This is a genomic window from Thiorhodococcus mannitoliphagus, from assembly GCF_010915725.1.
In the GTDB taxonomy this organism is placed as follows: Bacteria; Pseudomonadota; Gammaproteobacteria; order Chromatiales; family Chromatiaceae; genus Thiorhodococcus; species Thiorhodococcus mannitoliphagus.
In genome coordinates this window covers 1-16,887 of record NZ_JAAIJR010000110.1, presented here as the reverse complement: position 1 = coordinate 16,887, position 16,887 = coordinate 1, and the positions used below count along the sequence as shown (strand labels likewise).

General features: G+C 62.7%; 12 protein-coding genes. 9 read left to right on the top strand and 3 right to left on the bottom strand.

All coding sequences use genetic code 11. From position 1 onward, the window contains the following. Positions 1–150 precede the first annotated feature (150 nt). The 3 genes from G3480_RS20205 (at position 151) to G3480_RS20195 (ending at position 3,481) form a co-directional block, all read left to right on the top strand. Positions 151–780, top strand: coding sequence for a GGDEF domain-containing protein (locus tag G3480_RS20205; protein ID WP_338114188.1), 630 nt, complete (start codon positions 151–153; stop codon positions 778–780). A gap of 80 nt (positions 781–860) precedes the next feature. Continuing rightward, positions 861–2,300 carry a DUF1800 domain-containing protein gene (locus G3480_RS20200; protein WP_206171807.1) on the top strand — a complete coding sequence of 480 codons (1,440 nt, stop codon included), beginning with the start codon at positions 861–863 and terminating at the stop codon, positions 2,298–2,300. Between the two features lie 17 nt (positions 2,301–2,317). Continuing rightward, a complete protein-coding gene (locus G3480_RS20195; RefSeq protein WP_164655696.1) occupies positions 2,318–3,481 on the top strand; it encodes a DUF1501 domain-containing protein in 1,164 nt (387 codons plus the stop codon). Positions 3,482–3,796: 315 nt separating this feature from the next. Here the strand turns inward: G3480_RS20195 and rho are convergent, their stop codons facing one another. Both rho and trxA read right to left on the bottom strand, forming a co-directional pair. Beyond that, a complete protein-coding gene (rho, locus tag G3480_RS20190) occupies positions 3,797–5,053 on the bottom strand; it encodes a transcription termination factor Rho (RefSeq protein WP_164655695.1) in 1,257 nt (418 codons plus the stop codon). Between the two features lie 198 nt (positions 5,054–5,251). Continuing rightward, positions 5,252–5,578, bottom strand: a complete 327-nt coding sequence (gene trxA, locus G3480_RS20185) for a thioredoxin TrxA (protein ID WP_164655694.1) — start codon at positions 5,576–5,578, stop codon at positions 5,252–5,254. A 224-nt stretch (positions 5,579–5,802) separates the two neighbouring features. Here trxA and G3480_RS20180 point away from each other — a divergent pair, with 224 nt between their 5' ends. After that, on the top strand, positions 5,803–7,440 hold the full coding sequence (locus G3480_RS20180; RefSeq protein ID WP_164655693.1) for a DEAD/DEAH box helicase: 1,638 nt from the start codon (positions 5,803–5,805) through the stop codon (positions 7,438–7,440). 228 nt (positions 7,441–7,668) lie between these two features. On the opposite strand, the gene yrfG is transcribed toward G3480_RS20180, so the two are convergent. Continuing rightward, entirely contained in the window at positions 7,669–8,349 is a 681-nt protein-coding gene (gene yrfG / locus G3480_RS20175) for a GMP/IMP nucleotidase (RefSeq protein ID WP_164655692.1), read from the bottom strand. A 28-nt stretch (positions 8,350–8,377) separates the two neighbouring features. Here yrfG and nudE point away from each other — a divergent pair, with 28 nt between their 5' ends. The 5 genes from nudE to G3480_RS27945 all read left to right on the top strand — a co-directional run bounded on the left by nudE (position 8,378) and on the right by G3480_RS27945 (position 15,644). Then, positions 8,378–8,926 carry an ADP compounds hydrolase NudE gene (gene nudE / locus G3480_RS20170; RefSeq protein ID WP_164655691.1) on the top strand — a complete coding sequence of 183 codons (549 nt, stop codon included), beginning with the start codon at positions 8,378–8,380 and terminating at the stop codon, positions 8,924–8,926. Between the two features lie 77 nt (positions 8,927–9,003). Next, positions 9,004–10,035 carry a thioredoxin family protein gene (locus G3480_RS20165; protein ID WP_164655690.1) on the top strand — a complete coding sequence of 344 codons (1,032 nt, stop codon included), beginning with the start codon at positions 9,004–9,006 and terminating at the stop codon, positions 10,033–10,035. A 264-nt stretch (positions 10,036–10,299) separates the two neighbouring features. Continuing rightward, complete coding sequence (gene pta, locus G3480_RS20160) at positions 10,300–12,414, top strand: phosphate acetyltransferase (protein WP_164655689.1); 2,115 nt, start codon at positions 10,300–10,302, stop codon at positions 12,412–12,414. Continuing rightward, positions 12,411–13,619 (top strand): acetate/propionate family kinase, encoded by a 1,209-nt coding sequence (locus G3480_RS20155; protein WP_164655688.1) that lies wholly within the window; start codon positions 12,411–12,413, stop codon positions 13,617–13,619. The genes pta and G3480_RS20155 overlap by 4 nt, the downstream gene beginning before the upstream one ends. A 255-nt stretch (positions 13,620–13,874) precedes the next feature. Next, complete coding sequence (locus G3480_RS27945) at positions 13,875–15,644, top strand: OmpA family protein (RefSeq protein WP_206171806.1); 1,770 nt, start codon at positions 13,875–13,877, stop codon at positions 15,642–15,644. Positions 15,645–16,887: the final 1,243 nt, after the last annotated feature.

Genomic DNA, 16,887 nt, shown 5'->3' with positions numbered 1-16,887 from the left:
TGGGAGTCGTACTGGCAAGACGTGATCAAGCAAACGGCATGACAGTCGAGCCATGTGCATCACTTCTGGTCGCACCCGGACGCATCTGGTCGTTTGATCAGTGATACCTGGCTCAGGCTCTACGCTCGCGGTTTGTCGCGGACGCCTGATGTGCGCGAAGAGGTCCGCTTGCCCGACCTCGATGGCCGCGAGCGCTGGGCACTCATTTCCGCCACCTCGCTGCGCTTCTCCGGGACGACCGGTCAACTGGTGACCTTGGTCGACGTCTCCGAACTCAAGGCGATCCAGGAGGAGTTGCGAGCGGCCTCTCAGACGGATGCGCTGACGGGCCTTTTCAACAGGCGCTTTCTCTATCAAAGGCTTGCGAGGGAGATCGAGCTGGTGCAGCGGTATGGCTATGCGCTGTCGATCATTCTCTTCGATCTCGACTACTTCAAGAGGATCAATGACACCTTGGGTCATCGTGCCGGCGACGAGGTGCTGATCCGGGTTAGCGTCGTGCTCAAGCGCTGCCTGCGCGAGGTGGACATCGCGGGCCGCTATGGCGGCGAAGAATTCCTCGTCATTCTCCCCAATTCAACTGTTGGCCAGGCCCGTGAGGCGGCAGATCGCATCCGCATTGCCCTGAAGCATGAAGACTGGCCCTACCAGGGCATGGAGGTCACCATCAGCGGTGGTGTCAGTGAGTATGATGGCGGCACCCTGGATGCCTTCATCGACTCGGCTGACACCAAGCTCTACCGTGCCAAAGAAGGCGGGCGCGATAGGATTATGATTTGATCCACTGGCCGAGATGCGGTGGCGTCAAGTCGGCGAACCCTCAGTGGAAGGTCGTTCTCGTTCGGTGGCGAGGCCAGTTGATGCGAATTAACACGATTTCTATTTTTGGCTTCCTGTGCTTCGTCGTCCAGAGTGGCGGCGTCCTTGCCGCCGGAATGGGCAGCGACGACGCCCGTCATCTGCTGGCGCGCACCGGGTTTGGGCCGACCTGGGCCGAGGTTCAGCGCTTCGCGGCCCTGTCCCGCGGCGCGGCCATTGATCGCCTGCTCGCCGAGACGCGCGTCCAGGCGAGCACGCCTCCGCCCGACTGGGTCGCCAGCTATCCACCGCCCGTGGCGGCAAAGGATTTGAGCGACGACGAACGGCGCCAACGCCGCGAGACCCAGCGCAAGCAAGAAGCCGCTTTGCGCCAATGGTGGTTGACCGAGATGCGCGTGACGCCCTCGCCGCTGACTGAGCGCATGACCTTGTTCTGGCACGGGCACTTCACCTCTGCGATCACCAAGGTGAGATCCCCCGTGCTCATGTACCGTCAGAACGTCCTGCTGCGCGCACAGGCCCTGGGCCGCTTCGACGCCCTGCTGCACGAGATCGCCAAGGATCCGGCGATGCTGATCTACCTGGATGGCGCGGTGAGCCGCAAGGCGCGGCCGAACGAGAATTTCGCCCGCGAGGTCATGGAACTCTTCACCCTGGGCGAGGGCCATTACAGCGAAGCGGATATCAAGGAGGCCGCGCGCGCCTTCACCGGCTGGAGCCTCGACCGCAAGCTCGGTACCGTCCACTTCCGGCCCGGCTGGCACGACAACGGCATCAAGACCCTCTTCGGTCGGCGCGGACGCCTCGACGGCGATCAGGTGCTCGATCTGCTGCTCGAGCGACCGGAAACTGCCCTGACGATCACCCGCAAGCTCTGGCGTGAATTCATCTCGCCCGCGCCCGACGCGGCCGAGGTCCGGCGCATCGCCGAGCTGTTTCGACAGAACGCTTATGAGATCAAAGCGCTCATGCGCGCCCTGTTGAACTCATCGGCCTTCTGGTCGTCAGGCAATCGCGGCGCCTTGATCAAATCCCCCGTGGAATTCCTGACCGGGATTCAGCGTCAACTCGACATCACTCCCATTGACCCGGCGCGTGTGGCACGGGTGTCGGCTCAATTGGGACAGCAGCTCTTCGCGCCCCCCAACGTGCAAGGCTGGCCGGGCGGCGAGACCTGGCTCGACGCCCGCACCCTGCTGTTACGGCAGGAGGTGGTGCGCCAATGGTCGCGGGCACAGCGGCCAGATCCCGAGGCGATCCGCATCGCGCGCCAGGGTGGCGGAGGTATGAGCCTGTCGGAGCGACCCTTGGATTTTCGGATTCAAACCTGGGTCAAAGCCTTGGATGCTGGAGACGCCTGGCGCACGCGGGCCAGGCAATTGCTGCTGCCCTTGCCGCCCCTGAGACAGCCAGCCGCCAGTCTGCCGCCGATCCAGTTCGTCCAGGGGCTGTTGCTGGATCCTGTCTATCAATTGAAATAAGCGGGAGTGGTCGAACGATGAAGCGTCGCACCTTTCTGCGGACCGGTCTGGCACTGGGCACGCTGGGATGCTTGCCATCGGCCTTGAGTCAGGCTGCACGCCCGAGCGATGCGCGCCTGCTGATCCTGATCGCGCTAAAAGGCGGAAACGATGGATTCAATACCCTGATTCCATACGCCGATCCGCGCTATTCCGAACTCCGTCCGGAGCTGGCCATCGACCGCGACCAGGTGGTCAAACTCAGCGAACAGGAAGGGCTGCATCCACAATTGGCGCCCTTGCTGAGTCTCTGGGAGGCGCGTGAGCTGGCCATCATCCGGGGGCTGGGCTATCCCGATCCCAATCTCTCCCATTTCCGTTCGATGGACATTTGGGAAACGGCTTCGAGCAGCGATGAAGTCTTGACCAGCGGGTGGCTGGATCGCGCCTGCGTCGCTGCTCCTAGGCCCGCCGACGCGAGTATCGACGCGATCGTCGTCGGTGGCGATGACGCGGGAAGCTTGATGGGAGGGCAGGCGCGGGTGATCACACTGGCCAATCTTGGGCAGTTTCGACGACAGGCGCAGCGACTGGGGGTGCCGCCGTCGACACTGCCCGCGCAGCCCGCGTTGCGGCATGTCGTCGAGGTGGAAAACAGCATCCGCCGCGCGGCCGATCAGATGAAACGCGGGCCGGTTCTTCAGACCGCCTTCCCTGACGATGCGCTTGGCCGGTCGGTCCGGACCGCCTGCGAGGTCATCGCCAGTCGCGAGCGCACCGGGCTGCGCGTGGTGCATCTGAGCCTGGGCGGATTCGACACGCACATCCGGCAGGCACCGACCCAGGCCCGGCTGTTCAAGTCGCTGGCCGCAGGTCTCCCGAGCCTGCGGGCGGGCTTGAAGGAACTGGGCGTCTGGAACGACAGCCTGATCCTCACCTATTCCGAATTCGGGCGCCGGCCTCGGCAGAACGCCAATGGCGGCACCGACCACGGCACCGCGAGTGTCCAGTTTGCGCTGGGCGGACGGGTCAAGGGCGGATTCCAGGGCGCGGCGCCGAATCTGGCCGACCTGGACGGCAATGGCAACCCCCGCTTCACCCTGGATTTTCGCGGTCTCTACGCCACCGTTCTCGAGCGCTGGTGGGGGATCGAGAGTCAGGCTGTGCTTGGGGGGCGTTTCAGCACCTTAAGCATGCTGTAGGCTGTTTTTGGAGCTGGCTCTACGAAGACACCGAGCTCAGTCGTGCCTTCACTGCTTAAGAGGCTGTCTGACAGACCTCGGGGCGACTTTAGTCGTCCTTGACACTGGCGAGAGGGCGAATGAATTCGCCCCTACAGCTCGGGCGATTGCAATATTCAGGCAGCCTCTAAGGCTGCTGCGCGCGCTCTAGGACCTGCGAGTGATCAGGAGCGGCGGGGCGAGCGAGCACGCCGGAGAGACCCGGGGCGCTTTATCGACTCGGTCGACAGCAAGCTCTACCGTGCCAAGGCGCGCCGCGGGGGTGTGGATCTGGTCTCAGCCCTTCATGGAGGAGAAGAACTCGTCGTTGGTCTTGGTCGCCTTGAGCTTGTCGTGGAGGAATTCCATGGCCGCCAGCTCGTCCATGGGGTGCAGGATCTTGCGCAGGATCCACATCTTCTGCAGCTCCGCCTGCCCCATCAGCAGTTCCTCGCGACGCGTGCCGGAGCGGTTGATGTTAATCGAAGGGAAGATGCGGCGCTCTGCGATGCGCCGATCCATGTGGATCTCCATGTTGCCGGTGCCCTTGAACTCCTCGTAGATGACGTCGTCCATGCGCGATCCGGTGTCGACCAGTGCCGTTGCCAGGATCGTCAGGCTGCCGCCTTCCTCGACGTTGCGCGCGGCGCCGAAGAAACGCTTCGGCCGCTGCAAGGCGTTGGCGTCGACGCCGCCCGTCAGGACCTTCCCCGAGGACGGCACCACGGTGTTGTAGGCGCGCGCCAGCCGGGTGATGGAGTCCAGTAGGATGACGACGTCAAGCTTGTGCTCGACCAAGCGCTTGGCCTTCTCGATGACCATCTCGGCGACCTGAACGTGGCGGGTCGCGGGCTCGTCGAAGGTGGATGAGATGACCTCGCCGCGCACCGAGCGCGACATCTCGGTGACCTCTTCCGGACGCTCGTCGATCAGCAGGACCATGAGGTAGCAGTCCGGATGATTGTGTCCAATCGACTGCGCGATGTTCTGCAACATCATGGTCTTACCAGCTTTGGGCGGCGAGACGATGAGGCCGCGCTGACCCTTGCCGATGGGGGCGACCAGGTCGATGGTCCGGGCGGTGATGTCCTCGGTGCTGCCGTTGCCGATCTCGAGCGTGAGGCGCTTCTGAGCGAAGAGCGGGGTAAAGTTCTCGAACAGAATCTTCGACTTAGCGTTCTCTGGCTTGTCGAAGTTGATGTCGGAGACCTTCAGTAACGCGAAATAGCGCTCGCCGTCCTTCGGTGGCCGGATCTTGCCGGAGATGGTGTCGCCGGTGCGGAGCGCGAAGCGTCGGATCTGGCTGGGTGAGACGTAGATGTCATCCGGTCCGGCGAGATAGGATGCGTCCGCGGAGCGCAAGAAGCCGAAGCCGTCCGACAAGATCTCGAGCACGCCATCGCCATAGATGTCCTCACCCTTTTTGGCCTGTGCCTTGAGGATGGCGAAGATCAAATCCTGTTTGCGAGAGCGTCCAACACCTTCGATTTCCATTGATTGTGCCAGTGCGACCAGCTTGGGCACAGGCATCTTCTTGAGCTCGGTTAGATTCATCACGGTTTTCGTAAGACAGAGGTCGTGGCTGGTAGGCAGCGCCCGGTGTAGGAACGAAGTCGCGGGGGAATGCGACTGGGGAGCGGCAGCCTGCCGGAGAGAGGGCGCCACTATGGGCGCCCCGTGTCGGTTGGGCTTAAGTCGGGTCCTCCTGGAGGCCCTGAGGGGCCAAGGTCGTCAGGCCGGGTGTGGGCTGAGTCAGAGGTTGCTGTCGATGAAGGCGGTCAGCTGTGACTTGGAAACAGCGCCGACCTTGGTTGCTTCGACCTCGCCGCCACGGAAGAGCATCAGCGTTGGGATGCCGCGAATGCCGTAGCGTGGCGGGGTGCCGGGGTTCTCATCGATGTTGAGCTTCGCGACCTTGATGCGACCCGCATATTCGCCGGCGATCTCATCCAGGACGGGGGCGATCATCTTGCAGGGGCCGCACCAGTCGGCCCAGTAATCGACCAAAACAGGCTCGGCGGATTTGAGAACCTCGTCTTCAAAAGAGTCATCGGTCACGTGGACGATGCTATCGCTCACTGAAGTCGTCTCCCATCAGTTGTTTTCTTGGGTTGTAGTATAGAGGGCGTGAGACAAGCCGCAGAGGTGTGTCGCGGGCTGGGCGAGGTGCGGGCGGGCTGATTGGCGTTGGTATGTGCCCTTGAGTAAGATGCTATTTGATCCAAAGCCAAGATAATTTGCAAGCCTTGCTCGTCCGCGAGGCTCATCATCCCAATCGAAAGCCAATACGGACGCCTAGCTGAATGACAGATACACACCTCACCCAGACCCGCTTCGACAGCTTCGCGCTGGATCAGCGGATTCTGACTGGCCTCGCAGATGCCGGCTTCACGCACTGCACCCCCATCCAAGCCGAGACACTGCCGATTGCCCTCGAAGGGCGCGATGTCGCGGGTCAGGCCCAGACCGGAACGGGAAAGACCGCCGCCTTTCTGCTGGTCGTGATGCAGCGCCTGCTGAGCCGGCCGGCGCAGCAGGCCGAGGGGCGCTGCCGTCCGCGCGCCCTCATCCTTGCGCCGACGCGAGAACTGGCGGTCCAGATTCATGCGGATACGCAGCTGCTCGGTCGGCACACCGGGCTGCGCACCATGGTCGTCTACGGCGGCACGGGCTACCAACAGCAGCGCGATGAGCTGGCGGCGGGCATCGATGTTCTCATCGGAACGCCGGGGCGACTGATCGACTATTACAAGCAGAAGGTCTTCGATCTCAATGCCATCGAGGCGGTGGTGCTGGACGAGGCCGATCGCATGTTCGATCTCGGCTTCATCAAGGATATTCGCTATCTCCTGCGTCGCATGCCAGAGGTCGAGGCGCGCCAAGGGATGCTCTTTTCGGCCACCCTGTCCTACCGGGTCACCGAACTCGCCTACGAGCACATGAATCATCCGCAGCTGATCAAGATCGAGGCCGAGCAAGTCACCGCCGATCGCGTGCGCCAGTGCTGCTACATGACCTCCAACGAGGAGAAGATCCCGCTGCTCGTCGGGTTGGTGCGTGGCTGGCCCGACGGCCGCATCATCGTCTTCGTCAATACCAAGCGGGAGGCAGACCGGGTTTGGGGCTATCTGCAGGGCAACGGTATCAACACGGCCGTGCTCTCCGGCGATGTGCCCCAGAAGAAGCGTCTCAAGCTGCTCAAGGACTTTACCCAGGGCGCGCTGCCGGTTCTCGTGGGAACGGATGTGGCTGCTCGTGGTCTGCACATTCCGGACGTGACCCATGTGGTCAACTATGACCTGCCGGAAGACCCGGAGGACTATGTCCATCGCATCGGCCGGACGGCGCGAGCTGGGGCGGCGGGCGATGCCATCGGATTCGTCTGCGAGACCTATGCCTTCTGTCTGCCGGACATCGAGGCGTTCATCGGTGCCAAGATTCCAGTCCTGCCCGTGGACTCAGAACTGCTCGCGGAAGTCGACCCCAGGAGTCGCTTGCGTCCCGACAGGGCCGATCGCGAGGACCGTCGGGAGAAAGGCAAGCCCAGGCGTCGCACCGCGGAGCGCGGCGAGCGCGAAGAACGCGGTCGTGGCCGCCCCAAGGATCGGGAGACGAAGGCCGAGGCGCGGCCAAGCGCGGGCGCCGTCGAAGCCTCCACAGCGCCGGCATTGGTCGAACCGGTTGAGGTGGCGCCGACAACGGACGCTGCTCCAAGCTCCAGGCCTAAGCCGAGGCGTCGCGGCAAGCGCCCAAGCGGTGAGCAGGCGGCACTGACCAGCCCCCCGTCCGGCGCGCAGCCCCAGGTGTCGGCGGCCGAGGCGACGCCGGCCGAAGGCGAAGCTGAGGTTAAGCGCAAGCGGCGGCGCAGGCGCCGGAAGCCGGCTGCGGCGGCCGAGTCGCAAGGTGCCCTGACGCAGTCGAGCCCGGAGGCCGTGGACTGAGATCGCCCCAGCGGCGAGGCTGTTGCGCGCTAACGCGAGCGAGGCTTCGCCTCAGACCGAGGAGTCGTGCCATCGGGATCGCTATCGTCGGTTCGATACCGATACCGATACCGATACCGATACCGATACCGAGGGCCTTGGATGGTCGGAGGCTTCATCGAAACTTGACGCATCTGCAAGCATTTTGCGCCCTCAAGGATTCTAGTGGGATGCTTCGGTCGCTGTTGCTCAGTCGCGTGGCAGGGGGAGCAGCTCGGAGAAATTGTTGATGGCCGGGAAGGCGTCGATCTCGCGTCTGGGCTTTTGGGAGTCCGGCTCCCTGATGGCGAGCAGCCAGCGGAAGCCATAGCGCCGCGCGCTCTCGAGGACGCTGAGGTTGTCGTCGACGAAGAGCGTGCGTTGGGGGTCGAAGGGCTCGATGGCATGGAATCTGGGCCAGAACGCCGCGGATTCCTTGGCAACGCCCAGCTCGTGTGAGGTAATCGCGCGCTCGAGATGTCCCGCCAGCGGGGTGCGCTGGAGCTTGAAGTCGAGTGTCTTCTGGTGGGCATTGGTCACGAGAACACGCCGTTTTCCGCTGGCGGCCAGCCATTCCAGGAAGTCCATGACGTGCGGGTGAACGGCGATGAGGTGCTCGACCTCCTGCTTGAGCAGGACGATATCCAGTCCCAGCTCACGGCTCCAATGGTCGACGCAGTACCAGCTCAGCGTGCCCTCGATATTACGATAGCGCGGGATGAGTTCCGCCTTGGCCTCGTCCAGTGAGAGTCCGCGTGCCTCTGCATAGCGGCGCGGGACGTGCTCCAACCAGAAATGGTTATCGAAGTGCAGATCGAGCAGGGTTCCGTCCATGTCGAGAAAGACGCTGTCGATTTGGCTCCAATCGAGTTGCTCGCGTATCACTGTCATGCCTAGTCGTCCAAATTAGGAGCCGCTCATGCGGACCAAGCCCAAGATCCTCGAGCGGCGGCTCGTCGCCCAGAGCCGTCTTTTTCGGGTCGAGGAGATCGACCTGGAATTCTCGAACGGCAGCCGGCGAACCTATGAACGCGTGCCCGGCGGCGCCGACTCTGTGCTGATTGTACCCATGTTGGATCCGGATACGGTCCTGCTCATCCGCGAGTATGGTGCGGGCAGCGAGCGTTACGAGCTTGGGCTGCCCAAGGGTGTGGTCGAGCGCGGCGAGGATCCGCTGAGCGCAGCCAACCGCGAGATCCAAGAGGAGATTGGCTATGGTGCTCGAGACTTGCAGATCATCCACCGTCTCTCGATCGTGCCTGGGTATATCCAGCACCATAGTCTGATCCTTCTGGCGAGAGACCTCTACCCCAGCTGCTTACCCGGGGATGAGCCGGAGCAGATCGAGGTCGTGCCCTGGCGCTTGGACGAGATCGATGCCTTGCTGGCGCGCGACGACTTCGATGAGGCCAGATCCATTGCCGCGCTCTTCTTGGCCATGCGTGTGCTGGAGCATGAGGCGCTGTGATTTTGTTTGGCACCGGCGCCGGGCAGCGCAAAGATCGCCTGTGCGAAACCTTTTACCCGCGCAAGAGGGAGGATGGCATGCCCCTTATTGTCTTGCTAACAGTCCTGCTGGTCTCGGCCGGCCTTGGCTGGCCCTTGGCTGTCCAGGCGGCGGATCCGAGTCAGGCCGATCTGGATGCCCTCGACTTCGACGATTTTCCGCGCGAGGAGATCTTGCAGTATCCGAGCTGGTTCAAGCAGAGCTTCCTCGATATTCCGGCTGATCTCGATGAAGCCCTCGGCGCCGGCAAGCAGGGGCTCATGGTCTACTTCGGCCAAAAGCGCTGCCCCTATTGTCATCAGCTCATCAAGGTCAATTTCGGCCTTCAGGACATCGTCGAGTACAGCCGCCGACACTTCGATCTCGTGCCCATCGACATCTGGGGTGTGGATGAGGTCACGACCCTTTCCGGTGGCGTCATGACCGAGCGAGACTGGGCGCGTTCGCAGGACATGGACTTCACGCCCGCCATCCTCTTCATCGATGCGGAGGGCGAGATTGCGCTCAGGCTGCGCGGCTACTACCCCCCTTATCAGTTCCGTGCGGCGCTCGAATACGTCGCGGATGGCCACTACAAGCGTGAGTCCTTTCGGGAATATCTGGCACGCGGCGACAATCGCATGGTTTTCGACGCCGAGGACATGAACGAAGAGCCCTTTTTTGCGCCGCCGCCCTTCAATCTGGACCGTCGCTATCCCGCCAAGCGGCCTCTGGCCGTCTTCTTCGAGCAGGGCGACTGTCATCCCTGCGATGTCCTTCATGGACAGGTGCTCAGGGCGTCCGCCATCAATCGTCGCTTTGATGAGTTCGACAGCGTGCAGCTCGACATGTGGTCGGATACGCCGATCGTCACGCCCGCCGGCGAGCGCACCACGGCCCGCCAGTGGGCGGCCGATCTCGGGCTCTTCTATGCGCCCGCGATTCTTTTCTTCGATGAGCGCGGTCGCGAGGTCCTGCGTCTGGACTCTGTGATCGGCTTCTACCGTTTGCGCAATGCGCTGAGCTATATCGTCAGCAAGGCCTATCTCACCGAGAGCTTTGGGGACTGGCGGGTCTCGCGTGTCTTCTAACCACGTTCGCTCGGTGGTTCTCAGGCACCTCGCGGGCTAGCTTGGAGTGGACCGTCTTGGTGGCGCCTACAAGGCGTCGGATCCCCGTCGGGGGACGAATCCACCTGGGTTTGGACTTTCTGGGTGAGGTCAGTTTCGTCGATCCGGCGATGTTCTCCGAGTCCTTGTCATCAAGCCGTGCCCCTTTTTCCGGAAATATCTGTTATTTTTCTGCAGCGCAGCATTGCACCTCAGTTTGCCGTTCGTTCCTGAAGAGAGAGATCCATGCAAAGCATCTATATCGCCGGTGCCGGCTCAGGCAGTGGCAAGTCCGTTGTTGTTCTCGGAATTATGGAGATGCTCTCGGCCGTGAACCGCAGGGTCGGCTTTTTTCGACCCTTTGCACCGAGGGGGGCAGAGCCCGATAACCTCACGGCCTTGATCCGCAGCCGCTACGAGCTTCCTTTTCCGCCAGAGATGCTCTACGGCTGCACCGTGGAGACCGCGCGCCAGCTCATCGGAAGCGGGCACTACGAAGAGTTGCTCAAGCTCATCATGAACAAGTTCAAGATGCTTGAGGAGCGCTGCGATATCGTCGTTTGCGCAGGCACGGACTACAACGGGCTCATCCCTTCACTGGAATTCGGCTTCAACGCCGATCTGGCGAACAACTTCGGTTGCGGCATGGTGGTCGTGGTCAAGGGGTTCGGGCGCTCGCCTCACGAGGCCGCAGATTCCCTGAACATTGCCCACGAGTTGATGCGCGAGCGCGGCAGTGACTTCATTGCGACCATTATCAATGGTGTCGCACCTGAATCCATGGATGCCGTCGAGGTACGCGCGCAGCAGTTGCTGACCGAGACGGAGAAGATCTACGTCTTTCCGGAGCAGCCCGCGCTCGGCATGCCAACCGTTGGTGAAATTCGGCAGGTGTTGAATGCCGAGTCACTCTATGGTGAGGGCGACGCCATGAATCAGGTCGTGACCAACTACAAGATCGCGGCCATGGAGATCCCAGACTTCCTCAACTATGTCGAGGACGGCTGTCTCATCATCACGCCGGGGGACCGCTCGGACATCATCGTGACCAGCCTCGCCGCTGATGCCTCCTCCGCCTTTCCACGGGTCGCGGGTCTGCTCTTGACCGGGGGTATTCGGCCCGCCGAGAAGGTGCAGCGACTGATCGAGGGGCTGCGCCGGACCAAGGTCGCCATCCTGCAAGTTCCCCAAGACACCTTTACGACGGCGATGAACGTCAATCGAATCGAGGCAACCATCCTCCCCGGCGATGACCGTAAGATCGCCGCGGCCCTGGGTCTCTTCGAAAGCCGGGTCGACGTCGAAGAGCTGCGCGGGCATGTGGCTATTCATCACCATGACCGCGTGACGCCGCTGATGTTCGAGTACGAGCTGATCCGTCGGGCCAAGGCGCGGCGTCAGCGTATCGTGCTGCCCGAGGGCAGCGACGAGCGCATCCTGCGCGCGGCGGAGATTCTCACCCTGCGCCAGGTGGCCGATCTCGTGCTGCTCGGCGACCCGGACAAGATTCGCCGGCGGATCGGCGAGCTGGGCCTCAAGCTCGACGACATCCAGATCATCGATCCGGCGACCTCTCCGGATCGCGACCGCTACGCCGCCGTCTACTACGAGCTGCGCAAACACAAGGGGATCTCGGAGCAGATGGCGCACGACGTGCTGGAAGACGTCAGCTACTTCGGCACCCTCATGGTCTATGTCGGTGACGCCGACGGCATGGTGTCCGGCGCGGTACACACCACTCAGCACACCATTCGACCGTCCTTCGAGACGGTCAAGACCAAGCCCGACGTGAAGCTGGTCTCCAGCGTCTTTTTCATGTGCCTACCGGATCGGGTGCTGGTCTATGGCGACTGTGCGGTGAACCCGAATCCGAGCGCCGAGGAGCTTGCCGACATCGCCATCACGTCCGCCGCGACGGCCGCCTCCTTCGGCATCGAGCCGCGCATCGCCATGCTGTCCTACTCCAGCGGTAGCTCGGGCAAGGGCGCTGACGTCGAGCGCGTGCGCCAGGCGGTAGCCATCGCCCGTGAGCGCAGTCCCAGCTTGAAGCTCGAGGGGCCCATCCAATACGACGCAGCGGTCGACATGGAGGTCGGCCGCTCCAAGATGCCGGGCAGCGAGGTCGCCGGCCGCGCCACCGTGCTGATCTTCCCCGACCTCAATACGGGCAATAACACCTACAAGGCCGTGCAGCGCAGCGCGGGCGCGGTCGCCATTGGCCCCGTGCTGCAGGGGCTCAACAAGCCGGTCAACGACCTCAGCCGTGGCTGTACCGTGACCGACATCGTCAACACCGTCGCCATCACCGCGATCCAGGCTCAGGCCGAGAGCGACGCCCAGCATGAGGAGGTTGCGCAATGAAGGTCTTGGTTCTCAACTCAGGCAGCTCCTCGATCAAGTACCAGCTCTTTCGCAGCCATGATTGGCAATCCATTGCCAACGGCATGGTGGCCCGCATCGGCGAGGCCGAGGGCGAGGTCAAGCACAAATGGCTGACGCCGGACGGGAGTCAGGACACCTATCAGGAAACGCGTCCCATCCCGACGCACGCCGAGGGCATCGACAACATCGTCGCCTGCTTGCGTGACAATGGGGCGCTTGCCGACGTCTCTGAGTTGGCCGCAATCGGCCATCGCGTCGTCCACGGCGGCCCCCACTTCAACAAGCCCGTGATCGTCGACGACGCCGTGGTGGAGGCCATTCGCGACGTGATTCCCCTGGCGCCGCTGCACAATCCGGGGCATCTCGCCGGCATCGAGGTGGCGCGCCGGCTCTTTCCCAGGGTGCCCTCCGTGGCCGTCTTCGATACCGCCTTCCACCAGACGATGGCGCCGAGCGCCTACCGCTACGCCATCCCGGAGCATCTCTATACCGAGCATCGCATTCGGCGCTACGGCTTCCACGGCACCTCGCATCTCTATGTCGCGAAGCGCGCGGCAGCTGTGCTCGACAAGCCCTTGAGCCAGTGCAATCTCATCACCCTGCATCTAGGCAATGGCGCCAGCGCGGCGGCGATTCGCGCTGGCGCCTGCGCGGACACCTCCATGGGACTGACGCCGCTCGAGGGGCTGGTGATGGGGACCCGCTGCGGCGACATCGATCCGGCCGTCCTCATCTACCTCAGCAAGCATCTCGGCCTGGACGCCGATCAGGTGGATCGCCTGCTGAACCGCGAGAGCGGTCTGCTCGGCATCTGCGGCGTCAATGATATGCGCGAGATCGACCGTCTCGCCGCTGCGGGCGATGCGCGGGCGGAGCTTGCCATCGGGGTCACGGTACATCGCCTCAAGAAATACATCGGTGCCTACTACGCCGAGCTTGGCCAGGTCGATGCCCTGGTCTTCACCGGCGGGATCGGCGAGAACTCCGTGAGGATTCGCGCTGCGGCCTGCGAGGGCCTCCAGCGGTTCGGCATTCTGATCGACGACGCAGCCAACGCGGCAGCCGATGCGCGGGGCGAGCGCTGTATCAGTGCGAGCAGGGGAGAGGTCAAGGTCCTGGTGATTCCGACCAACGAAGAACTCGAGATCGCGCAGCAGGCGATGACCGCGGTGGGGCTGCAATAGGCGAACGCCGATCTTAGGGTTCCAAATCTTGCGCTGCACGGGCATCATTCGTCGCCAAAAGAGCATAAAGCGATTGCGGAAAATCTCATAGCAGAGCACGCCGGATCGAGGTTTGCCTTCAAGGAGCGCCGGTGCGACAGGGAAGGCGGGCCTCGAAACAAGTCAGCGGCTATGGATTTGACAGAAATCGCCTAATCAAAGCATCCGCCGACAGACGCCCCCGCGCTGTCGACCTCGTACCCCAAGGAGCTCACGATGTCTGATCCCAGTTCCTCGTTCTGGAAATCTCTCGCCATCTTCCTGCTGTTGCTGCTGCTCGGCGTCTACATTCTCTACGAGTGGTACGACGATCAACTCTATGCGCAGCTCGCCGAGCGCGACGCCCTTATCGATCAGACCCGCCAAGATGTCAAAGAGGCCGAATCACGGCGGTTGAAATCGGAAGAGGGCGAGTCCGCGGTGCGTGAGCAGATTGCTGATCTCAAGCAGAAGCACGCCGAGGAGAAGGCCGGTTTGGAGGCGCAGATCGCTGCGGGCGAGCAGGCCAAGGCCAAGCTCGAGAAGGCGATCGCCGATGTCAAGGACATGGACGCGGCCCAAATTGCGGCCGAGCAGCAGCGCTTTAATGATCAGGCGATCGAGAGGGACCAACTCGCGGCGCGCCTTGAAGCGGTCGAGGCAAGCTATGAAGAGGCCAAGAAGCATGCCGCTGAGCTTGAGGTGGATCTGAGTAAGGTCAATCAGGCGATCGCCGATGCCGCAGCGGAGCATCAGGCCAAGATCGCGGCCTTGGAGCGCCATTTGAACGAGCGTGTCGAGCTGGCACGCACCACGCCGATGGATGAGAACCTCCTCAGGACCGCGCAGGAGGTTGGCGTGCTCCCGGTTGTCGAGGCCTTCGAGGCACAGTGCAAGAATGCCGATGGCGAGCTGAAGGAATCGAGAGCCGAGCTTGAGGCGATGAAGGCGAGCAACGCAGCCATGGAGCAGCAGCTGGCCGAGGCCCAGACTGAACTCAAGGTCGTTCAGGCTCAGCTCGATGAGGCCAAGGTCGCGGCAGAGGCCGCAACCGCCGCGGCGGCGTCCGATGTCGCTGACGATGGCAAGTCGGCGGAGGAGATGGCGGCTCTGCAGGCGCAGCTCGCGGCGGAGAGCGAAGTGCGCGAGGCGCTTCAGCTGCAGCATCAGGCGGCAGTCACCGCGCTCGAGGAGACCCTTGGGGATACCAAGGCGCAGTTGGCCTCTGCCAAAGAGCAGCTGGCCGAGCTGAAGGCGGCACCCCCCCCGGCTGAGGCGGAGGAAGCGCCGAGCAGCGACGCTCAAGCCGCGGGCGAGGATGCTCAAGCCCAAGTCGCAGCGCTTCAGACCAGCCTGGAGCAGGAACGTGCCGAGGCTGAGCAGGCTCAGACCTCTCTGCGCGACGAAATCGCCGCGCTGAAAACGCAGCTGGCGGAGGTGCAAGCCCAATTGCAGGAGACGCGCGTCGACCTTGCGGGGGCTGAGTCGGGCTCGAGTGCCGAACTCGAAGCGACCAAGGCGCGCATCGGTGAGCTGGAAGACGAGCTGGAGGTTGCCCGCCGCGCAGCAGACGAGGCGCGCGAACTCAAGGTCGAGTTGCAGAGCATGCGCGAACTCGAGGCCGGTTTCGCGGCGCTCAATGGCACCTATACGGATCGAGGGCTCTTGCTGCGGCTGGCCGAGAGCGAGCTGCGCTTCCTTCCTGGCCAGGCGACGCTGCCCGCTGGTGATTTGCAAAGCCTGGACCGCATCGCTGATCTCATGGACAAAGAGACCAAGCTTTCAATCCGGATCGAGGGTCACACGGACAGCGTCGGCAGCGACGAGCTGAATCTCGATCTCTCCCAACAGCGTGCCCAAGCCGTTCAGCAAGCCTTGACCGAACGGGGTGTCGCGGCGGATCGCATCAAGGCCGAGGGCATCGGTTCGGCGCGTCCAATCGCGACCAACGCGACTGCGGAGGGTCGCAGCAAGAACCGTCGTGTCGAGGTCTATATCATCGACTAGGCAAGCGTCCATCAACAACCCCCCCCCTTTTGCAAAGGGTGGCTAGGGGGGACTTCAGGTTGCATCGCTCGCATCGGGAAACAATTGATGGACACTTTCTAGGCAATGCGCACGGGCGCGCCCTTCCGCGGGCGTGCCCGGCACCCACGGTCTGAACTCCTCCCCGGCTGCTTCCCCCTTGGCACTCCTGGCGCCGCGCCACAGCAATGGCCGTCCACCACCTCCCCGCGCGCGAATGAACAGCCTAGACGCAGCCGCTCGGCCCAGCGCTCAATCGGTCGGGCAGTGGGACCTGTGACGCCAAGAGACGGTTGTTCGATGGTTCCCGCATCAAGGTTGCACCCGCTCAAGTCAGCCACAAGCTGCCACTGTGTCTAGGGAGGGCCTGGGACCGTAGAATCCTCTTTGCGGAAAGTGTTGCACGTTTCGTGGGTGACAAGTCACGACCCAAATCAGCCACTCAGCCAATTCAACTGACTTGGCGCTCTGCCCTACATTGAGCTGCTGGTCTTGCCGCGGTCGGAGTCCGCAATCCAATGGAAAGCCTCAACGCTCGCCTTGATCACGCGTTACAGACACTGTCAGCGGAATTCCCCCTCTCCCCCGAGTCCTCGATGCTGCCTAGCCTGCCAAGGGGCTCAAGACACCCCGTCCTGTCGTCAAGGCCATGCGTGGCAAGACGCTTGCCGGCATGTGCCCTCAGGTAGCCTTCCGGGTGCTGCACCTACCAGGGTATCGCAGATTCTTTGATACCCGACTTCCGTGCGCGATCACCCAAGTTGTCCATCACCGCTGGCCAGAACCCTCAACACCTATCGGTTTCCCGAAATCAACCGGAACAGCCGCTCCAAGCCTGCGCAGCCAGGCCATCCTGGCCTGGTTTGCCAGGGCTGGAAGCCCTGGCTACATAAAACCGATAGGTGGTGAGGGCCAGAACCGTCTGACATTGTGTGCTCGCCCGCCATCTGCTAGCGTCGCCCTAGAGATTCAGGGTATCCGCATTGCACAGGTTGACCGCTCATCCTCAACAACCGCCAACCGAGCTAGGCAGAATCCGTCTATCTCACCGGACCGACACTCTGTCTACTCAAGTGTTTGCCGGCAAGAGCAATACTCTACGCATCTGATCTTCGAGGCTATGCTTTATGAAAGCAGAATTCACCGCAATCGTTAAGAGAGACGGCGACTGGTGGTTGGGTTGGGTTGAAGAAATCCCGGGCGCTAATGCCCAAGAAAAGACGAA